This window comes from Streptomyces pyxinae (assembly GCF_024756275.1).
GTDB classification, from domain to species: Bacteria; Actinomycetota; Actinomycetes; order Streptomycetales; family Streptomycetaceae; genus Streptomyces; species Streptomyces pyxinae.
The window spans coordinates 617,161-638,955 of record NZ_JANUGQ010000001.1 but is presented as its reverse complement, the minus strand read 5'-3'; the positions used below and the strand labels follow the sequence as shown (position 1 = coordinate 638,955).

The 21,795-nt window shown below is 73.0% G+C and carries 21 protein-coding genes; 11 read left to right on the top strand and 10 right to left on the bottom strand.

The window, feature by feature from the left end:
- Positions 1-74 precede the first annotated feature (74 nt).
- Positions 75-512 carry a gamma-glutamylcyclotransferase family protein gene (locus NX801_RS02685; RefSeq protein WP_258785081.1) on the bottom strand — a complete coding sequence of 146 codons (438 nt, stop codon included), beginning with the start codon at positions 510-512 and terminating at the stop codon, positions 75-77.
- 273 nt (positions 513-785) lie between these two features.
- Between NX801_RS02685 and NX801_RS02680 the strand changes: the two genes are divergently transcribed.
- Complete coding sequence (locus NX801_RS02680) at positions 786-2,225, top strand: NAD(P)H-quinone dehydrogenase (RefSeq protein ID WP_258785080.1); 1,440 nt, start codon at positions 786-788, stop codon at positions 2,223-2,225.
- A gap of 280 nt (positions 2,226-2,505) precedes the next feature.
- The gene (locus tag NX801_RS02675; RefSeq protein WP_428986047.1) at positions 2,506-3,411 is read left to right on the top strand and encodes a DeoR/GlpR family DNA-binding transcription regulator; all 906 of its coding nucleotides are present in this window, start codon (positions 2,506-2,508) and stop codon (positions 3,409-3,411) included.
- 101 nt (positions 3,412-3,512) lie between these two features.
- On the opposite strand, the gene NX801_RS02670 is transcribed toward NX801_RS02675, so the two are convergent.
- Positions 3,513-4,124 (bottom strand): hypothetical protein, encoded by a 612-nt coding sequence (locus NX801_RS02670; RefSeq protein ID WP_258785077.1) that lies wholly within the window; start codon positions 4,122-4,124, stop codon positions 3,513-3,515.
- On the bottom strand, positions 4,121-4,585 hold the full coding sequence (locus tag NX801_RS02665) for a hypothetical protein (RefSeq protein WP_258785076.1): 465 nt from the start codon (positions 4,583-4,585) through the stop codon (positions 4,121-4,123). The genes NX801_RS02670 and NX801_RS02665 overlap by 4 nt, the downstream gene beginning before the upstream one ends.
- Positions 4,586-4,830: 245 nt before the next feature.
- Here NX801_RS02665 and NX801_RS02660 point away from each other — a divergent pair, with 245 nt between their 5' ends.
- Complete coding sequence (locus NX801_RS02660) at positions 4,831-5,178, top strand: hypothetical protein (protein ID WP_258785075.1); 348 nt, start codon at positions 4,831-4,833, stop codon at positions 5,176-5,178.
- A 30-nt stretch (positions 5,179-5,208) separates the two neighbouring features.
- Here the strand turns inward: NX801_RS02660 and NX801_RS02655 are convergent, their stop codons facing one another.
- Both NX801_RS02655 and NX801_RS02650 read right to left on the bottom strand, forming a co-directional pair.
- A complete protein-coding gene (locus tag NX801_RS02655; RefSeq protein ID WP_258785243.1) occupies positions 5,209-5,754 on the bottom strand; it encodes a TetR/AcrR family transcriptional regulator in 546 nt (181 codons plus the stop codon).
- Between the two features lie 246 nt (positions 5,755-6,000).
- Positions 6,001-7,755, bottom strand: a complete 1,755-nt coding sequence (locus NX801_RS02650) for an acetyl/propionyl/methylcrotonyl-CoA carboxylase subunit alpha (RefSeq protein ID WP_258785074.1) — start codon at positions 7,753-7,755, stop codon at positions 6,001-6,003.
- Between the two features lie 393 nt (positions 7,756-8,148).
- On the opposite strand from NX801_RS02650, the gene NX801_RS02645 reads away from it, so the two are divergent.
- Entirely contained in the window at positions 8,149-8,565 is a 417-nt protein-coding gene (locus tag NX801_RS02645) for a hypothetical protein (protein WP_309505767.1), read from the top strand.
- Between the two features lie 75 nt (positions 8,566-8,640).
- Here NX801_RS02645 and NX801_RS02640 read toward each other — a convergent pair whose 3' ends face one another.
- From NX801_RS02640 to NX801_RS02625, 4 genes are all read right to left on the bottom strand, one after another.
- A complete protein-coding gene (locus NX801_RS02640; RefSeq protein ID WP_258785073.1) occupies positions 8,641-9,270 on the bottom strand; it encodes a Maf family protein in 630 nt (209 codons plus the stop codon).
- 559 nt (positions 9,271-9,829) lie between these two features.
- Positions 9,830-9,958, bottom strand: coding sequence for a morphogenic membrane protein MmpB (gene mmpB / locus NX801_RS02635; RefSeq protein WP_258785072.1), 129 nt, complete (start codon positions 9,956-9,958; stop codon positions 9,830-9,832).
- 131 nt (positions 9,959-10,089) lie between these two features.
- On the bottom strand, positions 10,090-10,296 hold the full coding sequence (locus NX801_RS02630) for an acyl-CoA carboxylase epsilon subunit (RefSeq protein ID WP_258785071.1): 207 nt from the start codon (positions 10,294-10,296) through the stop codon (positions 10,090-10,092).
- Positions 10,297-10,352: 56 nt separating this feature from the next.
- Positions 10,353-11,981 (bottom strand): acyl-CoA carboxylase subunit beta, encoded by a 1,629-nt coding sequence (locus NX801_RS02625; protein WP_258785070.1) that lies wholly within the window; start codon positions 11,979-11,981, stop codon positions 10,353-10,355.
- A gap of 109 nt (positions 11,982-12,090) precedes the next feature.
- On the opposite strand from NX801_RS02625, the gene NX801_RS02620 reads away from it, so the two are divergent.
- From NX801_RS02620 to hutH, 5 genes are all read left to right on the top strand, one after another.
- Positions 12,091-13,104, top strand: a complete 1,014-nt coding sequence (locus NX801_RS02620) for a biotin--[acetyl-CoA-carboxylase] ligase (protein ID WP_258785069.1) — start codon at positions 12,091-12,093, stop codon at positions 13,102-13,104.
- 410 nt (positions 13,105-13,514) lie between these two features.
- Positions 13,515-14,651 (top strand): adenylate/guanylate cyclase domain-containing protein, encoded by a 1,137-nt coding sequence (locus tag NX801_RS02615; protein ID WP_258785068.1) that lies wholly within the window; start codon positions 13,515-13,517, stop codon positions 14,649-14,651.
- A gap of 313 nt (positions 14,652-14,964) precedes the next feature.
- Positions 14,965-15,762 (top strand): enoyl-CoA hydratase/isomerase family protein, encoded by a 798-nt coding sequence (locus NX801_RS02610; protein WP_258785067.1) that lies wholly within the window; start codon positions 14,965-14,967, stop codon positions 15,760-15,762.
- A 186-nt stretch (positions 15,763-15,948) separates the two neighbouring features.
- Positions 15,949-17,091 (top strand): GGDEF domain-containing protein, encoded by a 1,143-nt coding sequence (locus NX801_RS02605; RefSeq protein ID WP_258785066.1) that lies wholly within the window; start codon positions 15,949-15,951, stop codon positions 17,089-17,091.
- A 420-nt stretch (positions 17,092-17,511) separates the two neighbouring features.
- On the top strand, positions 17,512-19,056 hold the full coding sequence (gene hutH / locus NX801_RS02600) for a histidine ammonia-lyase (RefSeq protein WP_428986046.1): 1,545 nt from the start codon (positions 17,512-17,514) through the stop codon (positions 19,054-19,056).
- A gap of 63 nt (positions 19,057-19,119) precedes the next feature.
- Here the strand turns inward: hutH and NX801_RS02595 are convergent, their stop codons facing one another.
- The gene (locus tag NX801_RS02595) at positions 19,120-19,566 is read right to left on the bottom strand and encodes a hypothetical protein (protein WP_258785064.1); all 447 of its coding nucleotides are present in this window, start codon (positions 19,564-19,566) and stop codon (positions 19,120-19,122) included.
- A gap of 107 nt (positions 19,567-19,673) precedes the next feature.
- Between NX801_RS02595 and NX801_RS02590 the strand changes: the two genes are divergently transcribed.
- Both NX801_RS02590 and NX801_RS02585 read left to right on the top strand, forming a co-directional pair.
- Complete coding sequence (locus NX801_RS02590; protein ID WP_258785063.1) at positions 19,674-20,243, top strand: hypothetical protein; 570 nt, start codon at positions 19,674-19,676, stop codon at positions 20,241-20,243.
- 213 nt (positions 20,244-20,456) lie between these two features.
- Positions 20,457-21,725 carry a L,D-transpeptidase gene (locus tag NX801_RS02585; RefSeq protein WP_258785062.1) on the top strand — a complete coding sequence of 423 codons (1,269 nt, stop codon included), beginning with the start codon at positions 20,457-20,459 and terminating at the stop codon, positions 21,723-21,725.
- Positions 21,726-21,795 lie beyond the last annotated feature (70 nt).

Sequence of the window (21,795 nt, the reverse complement as noted above, 5' to 3'; positions counted from 1 at the left end):
AGCGAAAAGCCCGTCCCTCCGCGCGGGAGGGACGGGCCGGAATCCTTCGCCGGGACCCGAAAGGCCCCGGGGGCTCAGCAGGGGCGCTTGCGGAGCTCCATCACATAGTCGTGCGGGGCGCCCGCCGAGTCGGCCGCGTCCGCGATCTCGCCCAGATAGCGGGCGGAGGGCAGCCCGCCCTCGTAGCCGTTGAGCACGTACACCCAGGCGGGCTCCTCGCCGTCCAGGGTGTGCACTCGTACCCGCATCCGGCGGTAGATGTCGAGCCCGACACCCTCCCAGCGGTCCATCGAGTCCTCGTCCATCGGCGCGATGTCGTACAGCGCGACGAACACCTGGGAGCGCGGGGCCTCCACGATGGTGGCCAGCGCCCCCTCCCAGCCCATCTGCTCGCCCCCGAAGGTCAGCCGCCAGCCGTTCAGCCAGCCGGTGCCGCGCAGCGGGGAGTGCGGGGCGCGGCGGGTCATCAGCCGCGCGTCGAGGTTGCCGGCGTACGCGGCGTAGAGCGACATGTGGTCGAGGGTACGGGAGCCGTCCGGGTGGGCGCTGTCCGGATGCCGCCGGTCCATCGCCCCGGCGGGCGGGCGGGGACCGCTCGCGGGGGCGGGCGGGGCGGCTGTCCGTGGCCGAAGAGGGACGTTCCGCCATGCGGCCCCCCGAGGGCGAAACCGTTCCGGCCGTGCGGGACAATGGAGTACGTACTCCAACCATCGGGGAGACCCCCCGAGCCCCCGGCTCACCCGGTCCGAGGGGCTGCCGTGACGAGAGCGCGAGGCGTAACCCCAGTGACCCGGATCGTGATCATCGGTGGCGGACCCGGCGGATACGAGGCGGCCCTCGCGGGCGCCCAGCTCGGCGCGGAGGTGACCGTCGTCGACTGCGACGGCCTCGGCGGGGCGTCCGTCCTGACCGACTGCGTGCCCTCGAAGACCCTCATCGCCACGGCCGAGGTGATGACCACCTTCGACTCCTCCTACGAGGAGCTGGGCATCATCGTCGCCGACGACACCCCGCACATCGAGCAGGCCGCCCGGGTGGTCGGGGTCGATCTCGGCAAGGTCAACCGCCGGGTCAAGCGCCTCGCGCTGGCGCAGTCCCACGACATCACCGCCTCGGTCACCCGGGCCGGCGCCCGGGTGGTGCGCGGCCGGGGCCGGCTCGACGGCACCCAGGCGGCGGACGGCTCCCGGCAGGTGGTGGTCACCGCCGCCGACGGCTCGGAGGAGGTGCTGGTCGCGGACGCGGTGCTGATCGCCACCGGCGGCCACCCGCGCGAGATCCCGGACGCCCTGCCGGACGGCGAGCGGATCCTGAACTGGACCCAGGTGTATGACCTGGACGAGCTGCCCGAGGAGCTGATCGTGGTCGGCTCCGGCGTCACCGGCGCCGAGTTCGCCGGGGCGTACCAGGCGCTGGGCTCCCGGGTGACCCTGGTCTCCTCGCGCGACCGGGTGCTGCCCGGCGAGGACCCGGACGCGGCCGCCGTCCTGGAGGACGTGTTCCGGCGCCGGGGCATGAACGTGATGGCCCGCTCCCGCGCCCAGTCCGCCAAGCGGGTGGGCGACCGGGTGGAGGTCACCCTCGCGGACGGCCGGGTGATCAGCGGTACGCACTGCCTGATGGCGGTCGGCGCGATCCCGAACACCGCCGGCATGGGCCTTGAGGAGGCGGGCGTGCGGCTCAAGGACTCCGGCCACATCTGGACCGACAAGGTCTCCCGCACCTCGGCCCCCGGGATCTACGCGGCCGGTGACGTCACCGGGATCTTCGCGCTCGCCTCGGTGGCGGCCATGCAGGGCCGGATCGCCATGTACCACTTCCTGGGCGGCGCGGTGACCCCGCTCAATCTGCGGACCGTCTCCGCCAATGTCTTCACCGACCCGGAGATCGCGACCGTCGGCTACACCCAGGCCGACGTGGACGCGGGCCGGATCGACGCCAAGGCGGTGAAGCTGCCGCTGCTGCGCAACCCGCGCGCCAAGATGCAGGGCATCCGGGACGGTTTCGTCAAGATCTTCTGCCGCCCGGGCACCGGGATCGTGGTCGGCGGCTGTGTCGTGGCGCCCCGGGCCAGCGAGCTCATCCACCCCATTTCGCTCGCCGTCGACAACAATCTGACGGTGGAGCAAATCGCGAACGCGTTCACCGTGTACCCGTCGCTTTCCGGCTCGATCGCCGAGGTGGCCCGCCAGCTCCAGTCCCGCAACACCGACCCGGAGATCTGACCGCCCGCCCGGCGGCCGCCCCTCGCGCAGGCAACTCCCGCTCCCGTCCCGGGGGTTGCCCGCCCCACCGGGAGGCCCCGGGCGCACCGCCCGCCCCCGGGCCGATCGCCCTCCGCCCCCGGGCGGGTGGCAATGGTCGCGCATATACCACTTCGCGGTCCCGGCTGTTCGCACATTCTCTTAATGGACGCATATTGCTGCAAACGGTCCGCGCCGGTCGACACCTGGCGTTACTGTCAGTTCCGTGTTCGCTGCAGAACGTCGTCAACTGATTCTCGAAATGGTGCGCGCCAATGGAGCGGTCTCGCTCCGGGAGCTCGCCCGTGTCGTCCAGACCTCCGAAGTGACCGTACGGCGTGATGTGCGGGCACTGGAGGCCGAAGGACTCCTCGACCGCCGGCACGGCGGCGCGGTCCTCCCGGGCGGGTACGCCCGGGAGACCGGACTTCAGAAGGCCCATCTCGCGACCGCCGAGAAGGCCGCCATCGCCGATCTGGCGGCCGGTCTCGTGGAGGAGGGCGAGGCCGTCGTCGTCGGCGCCGGCACGACCACCCAGGAGCTGGCCCGCCGGCTGGCCCGGATCCCCGGGCTGACGGTCGTCACCAACTCCCTGCTGGTCGCCCAGGCGCTGGCGCACGCCAACCGGGTGGAGGTCGTCATGACCGGCGGCACCCTGCGCGGCTCCAACTACGCCCTGGTCGGCAGTGGGGCCGAGCAGTCGCTCCAGGGGCTCCGGGTCTCCCGCGCCTTCCTCTCCGGCAGCGGCCTCACCGCCGAGCGCGGGCTCTCCACCTCCAACATGCTCTCCGCCAGCGTCGACCGGGCGCTGATCCAGACGGCGGGCGAGGTCGTGGTGCTGGCCGACCACACCAAGCTGGGCACCGACACGATGTTCCAGACCGTGCCGACCGACCGGATCACCCGGCTGGTCACCAACGAGCCGTCCGGCCACGACGACCGCGTCGTCGCCGAGCTCCAGGCCCTGGCCGACCAGGGCGTCCAACTGGCGCTGGCCGGCTCCGACACCCCCCTGGACCTCACCTCGGGCCGGCCGCCCCGCCGGGACGTCCCCCTCCCCGGCCAGCGCGGCACCCGCCGCCCCGCCCCGGCGCTCCGCCGCACCCCCACCCCCGCACCCCCCGACCCCGACCGCCCCGCCCGAGTGGCCGACCTCCGCCGCCGCTGACCCCCGGCGCCCGGACACCCGGACCGGGAGGGGGCGTCCGTCCTGGGCCTTTCGGCAGGCCCTTTGACGCCGATGCCTGGCCCTTCGCTCGGTGACCACCCCTACCAGTCGGTCAGGTCCACGAAAGAATCACAGTGCGGGTCGTCGGGGGCGGGCCGGTGGCGCCCCTCTTCTTCGATCAGAGAGGGAATGGAGGCGGTCAGCGCGGTGAGCGCACCGGTCAGGCGAATGTCGACGCCGATGAGAGAGAGGTGGCCCGGGCGCCGCACATAGAGGCGCATGAGGCCGTTGCCCTTCATCAAGAAGCCGATCAGAAGGGGGTTGTCGTCGTCCCCAGGGTCGGACAGGGCGCGAAGGGCATTGAGCGCCTGACCCTGTTCAGGCTCGGGGGTCGGTGAGATCTGTTGCGGGCGGAGGCGAATGAGGGTCATTCCGAGCGCTTCGCCGATGTCGTCACTGCTGTACAGCTGGGTCCCCGACAACACTGTGCGAAGGATGCCTGGAATGTCGGCAGGTGCCACGGTGTCGTAAGGGATTTCGTAGAGGAACGTGTCGCCACCCTCGCTTTCTCCGGCGTGGACGGCGATCCGAACGGCACCATGGGCCGGCAGGACGCCGCGCAACTGGCAGCCTTCGGCGAGAGGGCCGTTGAGGTAGTACAGCAGCAGGCGGCTGATGGCTGCCTGCTGCTGCCGGTCTTCGGAGGGGGTCACTGGTTCATCCAGGCGGGGCACTTGTTGTTCGGCTGGTTGCGGCAGAAAGCATTGACGACACCGATCGTCTGCCCCCGGCCGGCGTCGTACTTCTTGTCCTTGGTGTAGCGGGAGTACTGAACGATGACGATGAAGCGGGCCTGCTCGGGCTTGCCACCCGTCTTGACGGCAACGCCGTCGTATTCGAGCCGCCCGTGGTGGTCGCCGCGGTCGACCTTACCGCCGACGGCGGCATTGACGATCTTGCAGACGCGGATGTTGTGCCGGTGGGTGAAGTGATTCCAGCCGAGATGGGCGTCCCCGTATCGGGTGACTATATGCCGCCCCTCGGGATCAGTGGACTCGCAGCGTACGGTCTTGTTCCAGGTCGCCGCAGAAACTGCCTGAGCCACGGGTGCGGTGCTGAACAGGAATGTCGTGACGGTGAGCGCCGTGACTCCCAGCCCGGTGAATTTCCTCATCGTCGCCGGGACTTCAACGAGCCTTCATCGATCGATGTTGTCGCTGTTGTCTTCATGTCGGCCGACTGGTTCATAGGCTCTCCACCCTCCGTGCCGTCACTGTGCGTCCCTGAGACGCTACTCCGCTCCGCTAGGGGTGATGGTCACTCACCCGAGTGAAAGATCCACTCCTGCCTGGGCGGAGCACATCATTCTTGGATCGTCGTGACGCGTTACCCGATCGGAGACCAGTGGGAGGCGGGGGCATGGGGATGTGGCAGGACAGCCTGAAGCGTGCGGGGGACGAGACCGGCTACCGGGGGCCGAACGTCGTGCGGACCATCGGCGGCGTCGGGGAGGCGCTCCGGGTGGACCGGCGGGCGGAGTTCTATCAGGACGTGCTCAGGGTCAGCACGGGCGATGAATTCGACGGGGTGCTCAACCTGTGGTGGCCGCAGGCCGTCATCGACGTGGCCGAGGACCCCCAGGCGGCCGAGGACTTCGCCGATCTCGCTCTGGCTCACTACTCGATGGCGTGCGGCGCCCGACCGACCCGGTACACGCATGAGGAGGTCATGCGGATGGTGGGGGAGGAGACCGGCACCCTGGGCTGAGCCGGCCGCTGCCGAGGGGGTCCGGTCCGGTCAGGGGTGGAGGCCACGGTAGGTGAGGGTGAGGAGGCGGTCGGCGAGGCGGGGGTCGTCGGGGTGCTGCTCGGCGGCGAGGGCGATGGCGTTGGTGAGCTGCATGAGGTCACCGATCGGGACGCCCTCGCGGACGGCTCCCTCGGTCACCGCGCGGTCCAGCAGCCGGGAACCGGCCTCGCGGAGCGGGTCGTTGCAGCGGGTCAGGGCCGAACTGGGGTCGGCCGAGGCGGACATGAGGGCGCGGGCCAGGCCCCGGTACTCACCGGCGTGGGCGATGACGGCCCGCAGCCAGGTGACCAGCGCCTCGCAGGCGGGGTCGGCGTCGGCCAACTCGCGGGAGTACGCCAGCAGTGAGCCCAGCGCGTCCTGGAAGACCGCGCTCATCAGGGCCTGGCGGTTCGGGAAATGGCGGTACAGGGTGCCGATTCCGACCCCCGCGCGCCGGGCGATGTCCTCCAGCGAGGCGTCCGTGCCGTGCTCGGCGAAGGCGGTACGCGCCTCGGCGAGCAGCCGCTCGTAGTTGCGCCGGGCGTCCGCCCGCATGGCCCGTCCGCCGCACGGTGCCGTACCGGTCGTGTCGGTCGTACCGGCCGTGTCGGTCCCGTCGGTCCTGTCGGCCGTGTCGGTCGTACCGGCCGTACTGTCCGTGGTGCGCTTCGCCGTGTCGGCCGCGCTGGTCGTCATGGCGCCGTCCTCCTGCCCTCCGCCTGACTCCAGGATGCCACCGGTGGGGCGTACGCGTGGGGCCCGCCGGTCGAACGGCCGGCGGGCCCCAGGACACGCGGTGGGTCAGTCCTTGATCTCGCAGATCGCCGCGCCCGAGGTGACCGAGGCGCCGACCTGCGCGGACAGGCCCTTGACGGTGCCGGCGCGGTGGGCGTTGAGGGGCTGCTCCATCTTCATGGCCTCCAGGACCACGATGAGCTCGCCCTCCTTGACCTCCTGGCCCTCCTCGACGGCCACCTTGACGATGGTGCCCTGCATCGGGGAGGCGAGGGTGTCGCCGGAGACCGCCGAGCCGGACTTCTTGGCGGCGCGGCGCTTGGGCTTGGCGCCGGCGGCCAGGCCGGTCCGGGCCAGGCTCATGCCCAGCGAGGAGGGCAGCGAGACCTCCAGGCGCTTGCCGCCGACCTCGACCACCACGGTCTCCCGGCCGGTCTCCTCCTCCGCCTCGGCGTCGGCGGGCGCGGCGAAGGGCTTGATCTCGTTGACGAACTCGGTCTCGATCCACCGGGTGTGGATACGGAACGGGTCGGCGGTGAAGGCGGGGTCCGTCACGACGGCCCGGTGGAACGGGATGGCGGTGGCCATGCCCTCCACGGTGAACTCCGCCAGGGCCCGGGACGCCCGCTGGAGGGCCTGCTCACGGGTGGCGCCGCTGACGATCAACTTGGCGAGCAGCGAGTCCCAGGCCGGGCCGATGACCGAGCCGGACTCCACACCCGCGTCCAGCCGGACACCGGGACCGGACGGCGGGGAGAAGGTGGTGACGGTGCCGGGGGCGGGCAGGAAGTTGCGGCCCGGGTCCTCGCCGTTGATGCGGAACTCGAAGGAGTGGCCGCGCACCGGCGGGTCGTCGTAGCCCAGCTCCTCGCCGTCCGCGATCCGGAACATCTCCCGGACCAGGTCGATGCCGGTGACCTCCTCGGTGACCGGGTGCTCCACCTGCAGACGGGTGTTGACCTCCAGGAAGGAGATCGTGCCGTCGTTGCCGACCAGGAACTCCACCGTGCCGGCGCCGACGTAGCCGGCCTCCTTGAGGATGGCCTTGGAGGCGGCGTACAGCTGCGCGTTCTGCTCGGCGGAGAGGAACGGCGCCGGGGCCTCCTCGACCAGCTTCTGGTGCCGGCGCTGGAGGGAGCAGTCACGGGTGGAGACGACGACCACGTTGCCGTGCTGGTCGGCCAGGCACTGGGTCTCCACATGGCGCGGCTTGTCGAGGTAGCGCTCCACGAAGCACTCGCCCCGGCCGAAGGCGGCGACCGCCTCGCGGACGGCGGAGTCGTACAGCTCCGGGACCTCTTCGAGGGTGCGGGCGACCTTCAGCCCGCGACCGCCGCCACCGAAGGCCGCCTTGATGGCGATCGGCAGACCGTGCTGCTCCGCGAAGGCCACGACCTCCTCGGCGCCCGACACCGGGTCGGGGGTGCCGGCCACCAGGGGAGCGCCGGCCCGCTGGGCGATGTGACGGGCCGCCACCTTGTCGCCGAGGTCGCGGATGGCGTGCGGCGGCGGGCCGATCCAGGTCAGCCCGGCGTCGAGGACGGCCTGGGCGAACTCGGCGTTCTCGGAGAGGAAGCCGTAGCCGGGGTGGACGGCGTCGGCACCGGAGTCGGCCGCGGCCTGGAGCACCTTGGCGATGTCCAGATAGCTGGCCGCCGGGGTGTCACCGCCCAGGGCGAACGCCTCGTCGGCCGCGCGGACGTGCAGAGCGTCCCGGTCCGGGTCGGCGTAGACGGCCACGCTCCCGATCCCGGCGTCCCGGCAGGCCCGGGCGACGCGGACAGCGATTTCGCCACGGTTGGCGATGAGCACCTTGCGCACGATGGCTCCCTCCTTGAAACAAGCTGAGTTTAGGGACTGCCGACACGGCTTCTCGACCCGTCCCCATGGGTGAGCTTGCCCACACGGAGCGTGAGTCGGAACGGACCCGAGTCGGGAAAACCCTTGTCGCGCCACGTTACGCAGGGCTTCTCATCGGAACAGTAACCCGCCGGTGTGGCCCAGGTCTCTGTTAGGCGACCCAGCGGACGTTCCTGTTTCTTTGTGGAGTCCCTACGAACGGGGGAGTGTTTCTTTGCGGCGTTGCCGCGCCCGTCCGCATGGCCGCCGCGCCCTTGCCCGGACGATTACCCCTGAGTAGCGTTCCGGCTGTCGTCCGTACCACCGGTAACAGCGGGCGGCGGCGTACTGATGACGGCAGGCAGGGGGCGGACCGTGGTGGCGCGCAGACCGATAGCTCTGGCGGCCGGGATCCTGCTGCTCGCGGAGGCGGCCGGGCTCCTCTTCGTCCACGCGGTGCTCGCCTCGGTGGTGACCAACCAGAACATGTCGTTCGGCGGCTTCGACCCGGGGCTGACGGCCGACGCCACCTGGGCGATGGGCGGGGTCTTCGCCGCCGCGCTGGCCTGCTGCGCGGCGCTGCTGGTGCTCATGGCCGTACGGGACCGGGTGCCCGGCCGGCCCACCCGGATCGCCCTGGTCGCCTGCGCCATCGCGCACGGGGTGCTGGGCGCGCTGGCGGTCGGGCTGGTGGGGTGGACGGCGTTCGGGTTCCTGATGGTGGTGCTGGGGCTGATCGTGGGCTCACTGCTGCTGTACGCCCCCGATCCCGCCGCCCCGGCGCCCGGCTGAGACCCCCGGTGAAGGAGAACCCTGGCGGACGAGACCCCGGCGGGCGAGACCCGGCCGGAGGTCGCGCCGGCGGGGTCAGCCGGCGGCGGGCGTCCAGAGGTCGGTGATCCGGACGTCCAGCTCGCCCAGGAGCCGGCGCAGCAGCGGCAGGGAGAGCCCGATGACATTGCCCGGGTCCCCGTCGATGCCGTCCACGAACGGCGCCGAACGGCCGTCCAGGGTGAACGCGCCCGCCACGTGCAGCGGCTCGCCGCTCGCCACATAGGCGGCGATCTCGGCGTCGGTCGGCTCCCCGAACCGGACCAGGGTGGAGGCGGTGGCGGAGACCCGCCGGCCGGCCGCCGTGTCATGCACGCAGTGCCCGGTACGGAGTACGCCCGAGCGGCCGCGCATCGCCTTCCAGCGGGCGGTGGCCTCCTCGGCGTCGGCGGGCTTGCCGAGCGCCTGGCCGTCCAGCTCCAGCACCGAGTCGCAGCCGATCACCAGCGCGCCCGCCACCTGGGGCAGCGCGGCCACCGTCGCCGCCTTGGCCTCGGCCAGCGCGAGGGCCAGTTCGGCCGGGCCGGGCGCGGTGACGGCATCCTCGTCCACCCCGCTGACCAGCACCTCGGGGGCGAGTCCGGCCTGTCGCAGCAGGCCCAGGCGGGCGGGGGAGGCGGAGGCGAGCACCAGTCGGCGGGGCCCGGCGGTCGGCTGAGCAGTCATGGAGGTCATCGTACGGAAAGGGGGACGGGCACCGGACGGCGCCGGACGGACCCGGGCGCGGGCCGGGCGGGGCGCCGGAGGGGCGGTGCGGGCCGGGCGAGGCCGGACGGGTCGGGGGACGGGCCTGATGGGGCGGGGCGCCGGAGGGGCCGGTGCGGGCCGGACGGGCCGGGTGCCCGCCGCCGACGGCCGGGGCCCCGGGGGTGACCGCAGGCCCGGGGGAGCGGGGCCCGGGGGTGGGAGCGCGCGCACGGGTACGGGCCACCCGCCGGTCGGCGCGGGCCCCGCGTACGTGCGTGAGCCGACGGTCGTCACAGGGCCGCGTACGAGCACGACCCCCGGTCGGCGCAGGGCCGCGAACCGGCGCGAGCCGCCGGTCGGCACAGGGGTGTGTACGAGCGAGCACGACCGCCGGTCGGCACAAGGCCGCGTACGGGTGCGGCCCCCGGTCGGCGCAGGACCGCGCACGGATACGAGCCGCCGGTCGGCGCAGGGCCCGCGTACGGGTATGGGTACGGCCTCCGGGCGGGGCGGGGCGGCCTACGGGCGCGGGCCCCGCTCAGCGCAGGCCCGCGACGAGCATCCCGAGCAGCATGGCGAGCGCCAGCAGCACGCCCGCGCGGCGCAGCTTGGCCTGCATGTCCCGTATGTCGGGGGGTGGTTCGTCGTCGGGATCGGACCAGAGCATCCCTCGATCCTCCTGCCCGGGCCGGGCGCCGCGCCTGAGTACGCGTACTCACTCGGGCGCGACGGCCGGCCACCGGGCGCGCACGGGGGCGGGTCCGGCGGGGCAGGAGGGGGTGGCGGGACGGGCCGGGACTACCGGGGCCAGGCGGACCGGACCCAGGACCGGGGGCCCGGGCGAGGGGACCGGCCGGCCGCGATCCGCGCCGGGTCGGACCAGCCCTGGGGCACCCGTACCGGACCGGAGCCGGCGGTCACCGACGCCGCGGCGCGGGCCCGTACCACCGCCAGCGCGGCGGCCAGCTCCTCCGGGGTCGGATTGCCCCGTACCACTTTGATCATCGCGGACCCTCCTCGGAACTCGGAACTCGCAACCGTGTCACGGGTGACGGAGCGGACTAGAGCGGGATGTTGCCGTGCTTCTTCGGCGGCAGGTTCTCCCGCTTCGTCCGCAGCTGGCGCAGTCCTCTCACCACGTGTGCCCGGGTGTCCGACGGCATCACCACCGCGTCGATGTAGCCGCGCTCGGCCGCCGTGTACGGGTTGAGGAGCGTGTCCTCGTACTCCTGCACCAGCCGGGCCCGGGTCGCCTCCTGCTCGTCGGCGCCCCCGGTCTCCCCGGCGGCCGCGATGGTGCGGCGGTGCAGGATGTTCACGGCGCCCTGCGCGCCCATCACCGCGATCTGGGCGGTCGGCCAGGCCAGGTTCAGATCGGCGCCCAGGTGCTTGGAGCCCATCACGTCGTAGGCCCCGCCGAACGCCTTGCGGGTGATCACCGTGATCAGCGGCACCGTGGCCTCGGCGTACGCGTAGATCAGCTTGGCGCCGCGGCGGATGATCCCGCCGTACTCCTGGTCCACGCCGGGCAGGAAGCCGGGCACGTCCACGAAGGTCAGCACCGGGATGTTGAAGGCGTCGCAGGTGCGGACGAACCGGGCCGCCTTCTCCGAGGCGTTGATGTCCAGGCAGCCCGCGAACTGCATCGGCTGATTGGCGACCACACCGACCGGGAAGCCCTCGACCCGCCCGAAACCGGTCACGATGTTCGGCGCGAACAGCCCCTGGGTCTCCAGGAACTCGCCGTCGTCCAGGACGTGTTCGATGATCGTGTGGACGTCGTACGGCTGGTTGGCGGAGTCCGGGACGAGGACGTCCAGCTCCCGGTCCTCGTCGGTGAGCGCCAGATCCGCCTCCTCCGGGAAGGCGGGCGGCTCGGAGAGGTTGTTCGACGGCAGGTACGAGAGCAGCGACTTGACGTACTCGATCGCGTCCTTCTCGTCGCCCGCCAGGTGGTGGGCCACGCCCGAAGTGGCGTTGTGGGTGCGGGCGCCGCCCAGTTCCTCGAAGCCCACGTCCTCGCCGGTGACCGTCTTGATGACATCGGGGCCGGTGATGAACATGTGCGAGGTCTGGTCCACCATCACCGTGAAGTCGGTGATGGCCGGCGAGTACACCGCGCCGCCGGCGCAGGGCCCGACCACCAGACTGATCTGCGGAATCACCCCGGAGGCATGGGTGTTGCGGCGGAAGATCTCGCCGTACATGCCCAGCGCGCTGACGCCCTCCTGGATACGGGCGCCGCCGGAGTCGTTGATGCCGATGACCGGACAGCCGGTCTTCAGCGCGAAGTCCATCACCTTGATGATCTTCTGGCCGTAGACCTCGCCGAGCGCGCCGCCGAAGACCGTGAAGTCCTGCGAGAAGACGGCCACCGGGCGGCCGTCCACCGTGCCGTAGCCGGTGACCACGCCATCGCCGTACGGCCGGTTCGCCTCCAGGCCGAAGGCGGTGGAGCGGTGTCGGGCGAACTCGTCCAGCTCCACGAACGAGTCCTCGTCCAGCAGCAGCGCGATGCGCTCGCGCGCCGTCAGCTTGCCCTTCGCGTGCTGCTTCTCCACAGCGCGCGCCGATCCCGCGTGCGTCGCCTCCTCGATACGGCGCCGCAAATCAGCGATCTTGCCCGCGGTGGTGTGAATGTCGATCTGCGGATCCTGGTTCGGGTCCTGGGGCTCTGCCGGCTCGGACATGGGGGATGCGGCTCCCTGCCTGGTCACGGGTGCTGGGCTACTGCGCCGTAGCGTATCGGCGCGGATACCGTTCGGCAGTGCGGTGTTCAACACACCTACGCTGGCTTGCATGATGGCCTCAGATGACTTTCCGGCCGCCGGACCCTTCCCTTCCGGTGACCGACCGGGTGGTTCCGGTGACCGACCGGGTGGGTCCGGTGGCGGACCGGGCCGGTCCGGCCGTGGCTCCGCGCCCGGTGGCTCCGCGCCCGGTGGCTCCGCGTCCGGCGCGGGCGGGCGCTGGACGGACCTGGAGCGGCCCCCGCTGAACACCACCGCGCTGCGGCGCGCGCTGATCCGGCCCGGCTCGCTCTGGACCTCGCTGGACGTGGTCGCCGCGACGGGCTCGACCAACAGCGACCTGGCCGCCCGGGCCGCGCGGTCCGCCGGGGCCGACGCGCTGCCCGAGGGCGCCGTGCTGATCGCGGAGGAGCAGACGGCCGGGCGCGGCCGGCTGGACCGCGCCTGGTCGGCGCCCGCCCGCTCCGGGCTGTTCCTCTCGGTGCTGCTGCGGCCCCGGGTGCCGGCCGCCCGGCTGCCCTGGCTGCCGCTGCTCACCGGGGTCGCCGCCGCCACCGGGCTGGCCCGCTCGGCCGGGGTGGACGTGAGCCTCAAGTGGCCCAATGACCTGCTGGTGACCGTCGGCGGCGAGGAGCGCAAGACCGGCGGCATCCTCGCCGAGCGGGCCGGGGACGACGCGGTCGTGGTGGGCCTGGGCATCAATGTGTCCCTGCGGAAGGACGAGCTGCCGGTGGAGACGGCCGGCTCGCTGGCGCTGGCCGACGCCGTGTCCACCGACCGCGACCCGCTGCTGCGGGCCGTACTGCGCTCGCTGGAGGAGTGGTACGGGCGGTGGACGGCCGCCGACGGGGACAGCGCGGCCTCGGGGCTCCAGGAGGCGTACGCGGCCGGGTGCGCCACGCTCGGCCGTACGGTACGGGCCGAACTGCCCGGCGACCGGGCGCTCACCGGCGAGGCGGTGGCGCTCGACGGCTTCGGCCGCCTGGTGATCCGGACCGCCGACGGCACCCGCGAGGCGGTCGGCGCGGGCGACATCGTGCACCTGCGGCGGGTGGAGGACTGAGGCCGGGGCCGCCGCCGGGGCCGGCCGGTGGTCGCCCGCCCGGACCGGCTGGTGGTCGCCCGCCCGGACCGGCCGGTGGTCGTCGCCCGGACCGGCCGCTGTCGCCGCCCGCCCGGTGGTCGCCGGGAGGCCGTACGGGCCCCGGAAGGTCGTACGGCCCCGGGGTGGTCGTACGGGCCCCGGGGTGGCCCCGGGCAGGGGTCAAGGGGCGGCGGCCGGGGTGGCCCTGGGCAAGGGTCGGGCAGGGATCGGGTGCGGGGGCCGGGGTGGCCCGGGGTGGCGGAAAGCGCTGGTCCGGACGTGCCGGGAGGCTCTCCCGGACGTGAGCCAGCGCACACCTGCCGTATCGTTGAGGCGATCCACCGACAGATCGGCAGGGCAGTGCGCAGGGAACGGGCAGGAGGCGGCCGGTGACCGTCGACGACGCGAACTCGGGCGGGTCGAGCGGGGCCGAGTATCCCACCCCCCACCATGTCGTCGACCACACGGCGGAGCCGACCGACGACCCTCTGGCGATCCGGCTCGAACAGCTCATCCTCGGTGCCGACCGGCGCTACACCCCCTTCCAGGCGGCCCGCACCGCCGGAGTCTCCATGGATCTGGCCTCCCGGTTCTGGCGGGCCATGGGCTTCGCCGACATCGGGCAGGCCAAGGCGCTGACCGAGGCGGACGTGCTGGCGTTGCGGCGGCTGGCGGGCCTGGTCGAGGCCGGACTGCTCAGCGAGCCCATGGCCGTACAGGTGGCGCGGTCCACCGGGCAGACCACCGCCCGGCTGGCCGAGTGGCAGATCGATTCCTTCCTGGAGGGGCTGACCGAGCCGCCCGAGCCCGGGATGACCCGGACCGAGGTCACCTATCCGCTGGTCGAGCTGTTGCTGCCGGAGCTCCAGGAGTTCCTGGTGTACGTCTGGCGGCGGCAGCTGGCGGCCGCCACCGGCCGGGTGGTGCAGGCCGCCGACGACGAGGAGATGGTGGACCGGCGGCTCGCGGTCGGCTTCGCGGACCTGGTCGGCTTCACCCGGCTGACCCGCCGGCTGGAGGAAGAGGAGCTGGGCGAGCTGGTGGAGGCGTTCGAGACGACCTCCGCCGACCTGGTCGCGGCGCACGGCGGCCGGCTGATCAAGACGCTCGGTGACGAGGTCCTGTACGTGGCGGACGACTCGGGCACGGCGGCGGAGATCGCGCTGCGCCTCATCGACACCCTGCGTCATGACGAGACGATGCCGGCCCTGCGCGTGGGTATCGCCTTCGGCACCGTCACCACCCGGATGGGTGATGTATTCGGGACGACGGTGAACCTGGCCAGCCGGCTCACCTCGATAGCGCAGAAGGACACCGTGCTGGTGGACGGGGCATTCGCGGAGGAGCTGACCCGGAGCGGCGAGGCGCCGGTCTCGGAGGCACAGGTGGCCGAGGAGACGGCGCGCGCCGAGAAGGAGGGCGAGCCCCCGCCGGTGTACCGCTTCGCGCTCCAGCCGATGTGGCAGCGTCCGGTCCGTGGCCTGGGCGTCATCGAACCCTGGCAGCTGCGGCGCCGGGAGGCGTGAGACCCCGGTGAGGGACTGCCGGAGGGGCGGCGACCGGCCGCCCCGCGGCCCGGCGGCCCGAACCGGCCCTGCCCGGCGGTCCGGCGGTCCGATTCGGGTCTGTCCGGAGGCCCGGCGGCCCGAACCGGGTCTGCCCGGTGGTCCGGCGGCCGGGGCCGGGGTTTGCCCAGCGGTCCGCCCGGTGGTCCGGTCGGCCTTCCGTCGCCGGGCGGTCGGCGCCTACGATCCCGATAACGATCGTTAACGCGTCCGCGTGCGCGCACGGCCGGTCATCCGGGTGCGCACACGTGCCGCCGGCCGGGAGGGTTCACGCATGTCCGAGCAGCGCTTCGGGGAGTTCGTCGCGGTACGGCGCCACGGGGAGGGGCACATCGCCGAGCTGGTGCTCGACCGGCCGAAGGCGATGAACGCCGTCTCCACCGCGATGGCCGAGTCCCTCGCCGCCGCCTGCGCCGCGCTCGGCGCCGACCGGTCGGTCCGGGTGACGGTGCTGACCTCCTCGAACGACCGGGCCTTCTGCGTGGGCGCCGACCTCAAGGAGCGGAACTCCTTCAGCGACGCCGAGCTGCTGCGCCAGCGCCCCACCACGCGCGGCGCCTACACCGGGGTGCTGGAGCTGCCGATGCCGGTCATCGCCGCCGTGCACGGCTTCGCGCTGGGCGGCGGCTTCGAGCTGGCGCTCGCCGCCGATCTGATCGTGGCCGACGCCACGGCCGTGGTGGGGCTGCCCGAGGTCTCGGTGGGCGTCATCCCCGGTGGCGGCGGTACGCAGCTGCTGCCGCGCCGGGTCGGGGCGGCGCGCGCGGCCGAGCTGGTCTTCTCGGCGCGCCGGGTGCCGGCCGACGAGGCGGCGCGGCTGGGCCTGGTGGACCAGCTGGTGGAGGCGGACGCCCGGGCGGCGGCGCTGGAGCTGGCCGGGCGGATCGCGGCCAACTCGCCGGTGGGGCTGCGCGCCGCCAAGCGGGCCCTCCGGCTGGGCCAGGGACTGGACCTGCGGGCCGGTCTCGAGGTGGAGGACGCCGCATGGCGGACGGTCGCCTTCTCCGGCGACCGGGCCGAGGGGGTGGCCGCGTTCAACGAGAAGCGCCCGCCGGAGTGGCCGGGGGAGTGAGGTCCCGTACCTCTCCCGGCCGGTCGCGGGGTGCGGGGCTGGGACTCGGGCGCGCGGATACGGAAGGGCGCCCGCGCACTTCCGCGCTCCCGGGCTCTTCCGCGTACGCTCGGAGACTCCGGATACTCGTGAGTACTCCCGTGCACTCACGGGTGAAAAGTCGGGGAAGCTCCCTAAGCTTGAGGAATGGGAGAGGATGTCCGGCTGCGAGCCGTGGTGACACTGGCGCAGGCCATGGCGTCCGCGCACACCCCGCGAGAGTCCTGGCGGGCGGCGGCGCTGGGCGCGCGGGACGCGCTCGGCGGCTCCTTCGCGGCGCTCTCGCTCTGGGAGCGGGACCTCGGCCGGCTGCGGGTGCTGGTCAACGTCGGGGAGCGGGCGCCGGACGAGGAGGAGTTCCCGGAGGCGGAGACGTATCCGGTGCACCAGTTCTCGGAGATCACCGAGTTTCTGCACGAGCGCTGGGCCGCCGGAGGCGGCGAGCCGCACGCCTGGGTGGAGACGGCGGACGGCCCCGGCCCCGGTGCGCGCGGCTACGGCCACCAGCGGGTCGCGGCCCTGCGCCGCCGGGGGCGCGGGTGCTGTGTGGTGGCGCCGATCGTGCTGCACGGGCTGGCCTGGGGCGAGCTGTATGTGGCGCGGCCGGCCGGGGCGCCGGTCTTCGGCCGGGAGGACGCCGACTTCGCCGGGGTCCTGGCCTCGGTGGCGGCGGCCGGGCTGGCCCAGACCGAGCGGCTGGAGGAGGTCAGGAAGCTGGCCTTCACCGACCCGCTCACCGGGCTCGCCAACCGGCGGGCGGTGGACATGCGGCTGGACGAGGCGGTGGAGCGCCACCGGGCCGACGGCACCGTCGTCTCCCTGGTCGTCTGCGATCTGAACGGTCTGAAGCGGGTCAACGACACCCTCGGCCACGCGGTGGGCGACCGGCTCCTCGAACGGTTCGGCTCGGTGCTCTCCTGCTGCGGGGCGATGCTGCCGGGGGCACTGGTCGCGCGGCTGGGCGGCGACGAGTTCTGCCTGCTCGCCGTGGGGCCGGAGGCGGACGAGGTGGTGGCCGCCGCGGACGAGCTGTGCCGGCGGGCCGGCGGGCTGGAGCTGGGCGAGGGGGTGGCCTGCGGGATCGCCTCGACCGGCGACCCGATCGGCCCCGTCCGCTCGGCGCGGCGGCTGTTCCGGCTGGCCGACGCGGCGCAGTACCGGGCCAAGGCCGCGCGGTTGCCGAAGCCGGTGGTGGCGGGCCGGGACGGCGGGGTGCTCCGCCTCGCCGACGCGCCCCCGGCCACCGCCCGGGACCGCCGCAGCTTCCGGGACGCCCCGCCCGCTGTGTGACGCGGGTCCGCACAGGGTCTGACATCGGTCCGCGCAGGGTCATGACACCGGCCCGCGCAGGGTCTGACACCGGCCCGGAGGCGGGCAGGGCTGGGCTTCCGGAAGCGGACCGGGCTCGGTCCGGTGTCCGGCCCGGCGGCGAGTGGGGCTCGGTCCGGCGTCCGGCCGGGCGGCGATCTGCCGCCGCCCCGCACGGGGCTGACGCCGGCCGGCCCGCAGCTTGACGCCGACCGCCCGCCAGTCCGACGCCCGGCCTGGCCGCCTGGCCGCCTGGCCGCCGGACCTCCGAGCCGCCTGGCCTCCGCTCGGCCGGTCGCCCGGTCGGCCGGTCGCCGCCCGGACGTCCGAGCGACCGGGAAACTGGTGTACGGCGACCTCGTGACAGGTTCGAATTCAGTCCGTACGCTGCTGAATATGAGTATGCAGCAGACCGTCGTGGTGGGACCGTCCGGCACCACCGCCCAGGACGTCATCGCCGTGGCCCGCCACAACGCGCGGGTCGAGCTCTCGCAGGACGCCGTCGCCGCCCTCGCCCGCGCCCGGGAGACCGTCGACGCCCTCGCCGCCAAGCCCGAGCCCGTCTACGGCGTCTCGACCGGCTTCGGCGCGCTCGCCTCCCGCCACATCGGCCATGAGCTGCGCACCCAGCTCCAGCGGAACATCGTGCGCTCGCACGCCGCCGGCATGGGCAAGCCGGTCGAGCGCGAGGTGGTCCGGGCGCTGATGTTCCTGCGGCTCAAGACCGTCGCCTCCGGCCATACCGGCGTCCGGCCCGAGGTCGCCCAGACCATGGCCGATGTGCTCAACGCCGGCATCACCCCGCAGGTGCACGAGTACGGTTCGCTCGGCTGCTCCGGCGACCTGGCGCCGCTCAGCCACTGCGCCCTGGCTCTGATGGGCGAGGGCGACGCCGAGGGCCCCGACGGCACCGTGCGCCCGGCGGGCGAGCTGCTGGCCGAGCACGGGATCGTCCCGGTGGAGCTGCGCGAGAAGGAGGGCCTGGCCCTCCTCAACGGCACCGACGGCATGCTCGGCATGCTGATCATGGCGCTGGCCGACCTGGACCGGCTCTACACCTCCGCCGACATCTCCGCCGCCCTCACCCTGGAGGCCCTGCTCGGCAGCGAGAAGGTGCTCGCGCCCGAGCTGCACGCCATCCGGCCGCACCCCGGTCAGGCGGCCGCCGCCGCCAACATGCTGGCCGTGCTGGCGGGCTCCGAGCTGACCGGTCACTTCCAGGAGGAGGCCGCCCCCCGGGTCCAGGACGCCTACTCGGTGCGGTGCGCCCCGCAGGTGGCGGGCGCCGGGCGGGACACCCTCGCCCACGCCCGGCTGGTGGCCGAGCGGGAGCTGGCCGCCGCCGTGGACAACCCGGTGGTGCTGCCGGACGGCCGGGTGGAGTCGAACGGCAACTTCCACGGCGCCCCGGTCGCGTACGTCCTCGACTTCCTGGCCATCGCCGCCGCCGACCTGGCCTCCATCGCCGAGCGCCGCACCGACCGCCTCCTCGACAAGAACCGCTCGCACGGGCTGCCGGCCTTCCTGGCCGACGACGCCGGGGTGGACTCCGGGCTGATGATCGCCCAGTACACCCAGGCCGCGCTCGTCAGCGAGCTGAAGCGGCTGGCGGTCCCGGCCTCCGCCGACTCCATCCCGTCCTCCGCCATGCAGGAGGACCATGTGTCGATGGGCTGGTCCGCCGCCCGCAAGCTGCGCACCGCCGTCGAGAACCTCAACCGGGTGATCGCGGTGGAACTGTACGCCGCCACCCGCGCCATAGAGCTGCGCCACGGCCTGTCGGCCGCCCCCGCCTCCCGCGCGGCCGTCGAGGCGCTGCGCGCGGCCGGGGTGCAGGGGCCCGGCCCCGACCGGTTCCTCGCCCCCGACCTGGACGCCGCCGACGCCTTCGTACGGGCCGGGAAGCTGGTCGAGGCGGTCGAGAAGGTCACCGGCCCGCTGGCCTGACCGCCGGATACCCGGGCCCGGTACCGCTGCCGGTACCGGGCCCGCCCAGGGGGCGCCCGCCGCTCAGTGCGCGGCCGGCGCCCCCTTGCGTACCGCGAAGGCCACCAGACCGGCGCCCATGCCGAGGAAGGCGGTGCCGCCGATCAGATACGGGGCGGTGTCCACGGCACCGGTGTCGGCCAGCACCGGTCCGGCGGCGGCGGTGTCGTCGTCATCGGCGGGGCCGGCATCGTCTGCCGACACGGCGCCGTCGGCCGACAGGGCGCCGTTCGCCGGCGTGTCCGGCGTGTCCGGCGTGCGCGCCGACACGTCCGAGGCCCGGTGCGCGGCGGAACCGGAATCGGCACGGGAACCGGCACCGGCGGCATCCGTCACGGCCGTCCGGGCCCGGTCGGGAGTGCCGCCCGCGGGCGCCTCGTCGGTGGCGTTGGCCGAGGGTACGAACCAGAGCGCGCAGAGCAGGGTGCCTGCGGCGGTGGCGGTGAGAAGGGGTCGTCGAGCGACGGACACAGATTCATATCCCCTTGGAGAACGGGAAATTGGTGTGTACGCCGATGCTAATGAACTCAGCGGGTCGCGGGAAAGTCGCGGGCGGGCAGCACCTTACGCTCCGTCATATGAGCCCTTCTGAAACATCACGGTATGTACGACTCCGCGCCGAGCTGGTGGTGGAGATCACCGACCCCGCCGCGCTCAGCCGGGCCGCCCTGGAGCAGGTCGAAGCGGAACCGGCGGAGGAGGAGTACGCACGGGACCAGGCGCGGGCGGCGGTGCGCGAGGACGCGGCGGAGGCGCTGGCCTATCTGGTCGACCCGTCCGAGCTGGTGGCCGGCGTCCCCGGGGTGGAGCTGGCCCGGGCCTCCTGGGGCAGCGAGACGGCCGGCGCCGATCCGTTCGCGGACGCCGACGACGCCGTCTGGGAGCTCGACCCCTTCGGCGACGCGGAGACCGTCGACGGCGACGGCGACTACGGCGACTACTTCGACGAGGAGCCGTACGACGAGATCGACGACGAGGTGGACGACGAGACGGACGGGGAGGTGGACGGGGAGACGGCCGGCGGGACGGACGCCGAAGCGGACGACGAGGCGGACGACGGCTCGTACGGTGGGACGGGGGGCGGCGACGGCTCCGGCGGCTCCGGCCGTCCCGGGTACGGCCACCCCGGCGGCGGCCCCCGGACGTAGTCCCGGCCGCGGCGGGCCCCGTACCGCCTCCGCGGGTTCCGGAGCGGCCCCGGAACACCACGGGGCCGAAACCGGCCGGTTCCCCGGCGGCTGCCCGGGAACCGGTACGGAGGAGGACGCGTCCGTCAGTGGTGTTGCCCACATCGTCCGCGTAAGCGGAACCGAGTGGGTAGCGATCCGTGTTGTTCTGGATGTTGGCAGAAATAGGCGACGATGGAGAAGCGTGTGATGACGGACAGTAAGCGGCGCAGGGGTCTCGCGGCCGCGTCCGCACTGCTCGGCGGCGTACTGGTGCTCACGGCCTGCAACGGCGGTGACGATGCCGACGCCGGTGGCGCCGACGGTACGCAGAAGTCACAGGCTCAGGTGGACGCCGCCGCCGAGAAGCAGACCTCGAAGGCCCGAATAACGATCTCCCCGAAGAACGGGGCGACCGACGCCGGCATCAACAACGATGCCAAGGTGACCGTCAGCGACGGCACGCTCACCCAGGTGACCATGACCGGCCCGGACGGCAAGACCGTCAAGGGCGAGCTGGCCGCCGACGGCAAGAGCTGGAAGCCCGGCGAGCAGCTGGACCGGGCCACGGTCTACAAGATCGCCGCCGGTGCCAAGGACTCCGAGGGCCGCGAGGCGCACGAGAACTCCTCCTTCACCACCGTCTCCGAGGCCAACAGCTTCATCGGCAACTTCACCCCCGAGAACGGCTCCACCGTCGGCGTCGGGATGCCGGTGTCGATCAACTTCAACAAGGCGATCACCAACCGCAAGGCCGTCCAGGCCGGCATCACGGTCTCGTCCAGCAGCGGCCAGGAGGTCGTCGGCCACTGGTTCAACGGCCAGCGGCTGGACTTCCGCCCCGAGAAGTACTGGACCGAGAACTCGACCGTCACCATGAAGCTGAACCTGGACGGGGTGGAGGGCGCGGACGGCGTCCGAGGCGTCCAGCAGAAGACCGTCACCTTCAAGATCGGCCGCAACCAGGTCTCGACGGTCGATGTGAACACCAAGACCATGACGGTCACGCACAACGGTGAGACGGTCAAGTCGATCCCGATCTCGGCCGGCTCCCCGGACAACCCGACCTACAACGGTCAGATGGTGATCTCCGAGAAGTTCAAGGAGACCCGGATGAACGGCGCCACCGTCGGCTTCACGGACGACGACGGCAAGGGCGAGTACGACATCAAGGACGTGCCGCACGCCATGCGGCTGTCCACCTCGGGCACCTTCATCCACGGCAACTACTGGGGTCCGGACTCGATCTTCGGCTCCAGCAACACCAGCCACGGCTGTGTGGGCCTGAACGACGTCAAGGGCGCCGGCGACTCGGGCCAGCCCGCCGCCTGGTTCTTCGACAACTCGATCGTCGGTGACGTGGTCGTGGTCAAGAACAGCAAGGACAAGACCGTCCAGCCGGACAACGGCCTGAACGGCTGGAACATGAAGTGGGCCGACTGGAAGGCCGGCTCCGCCGTCTGACGCCCCCGCCGGCCGGGCGGGCACGGCCGACACGGCCGACATGGGCTCCGCAGGCTCTCAAGGCGGCGGC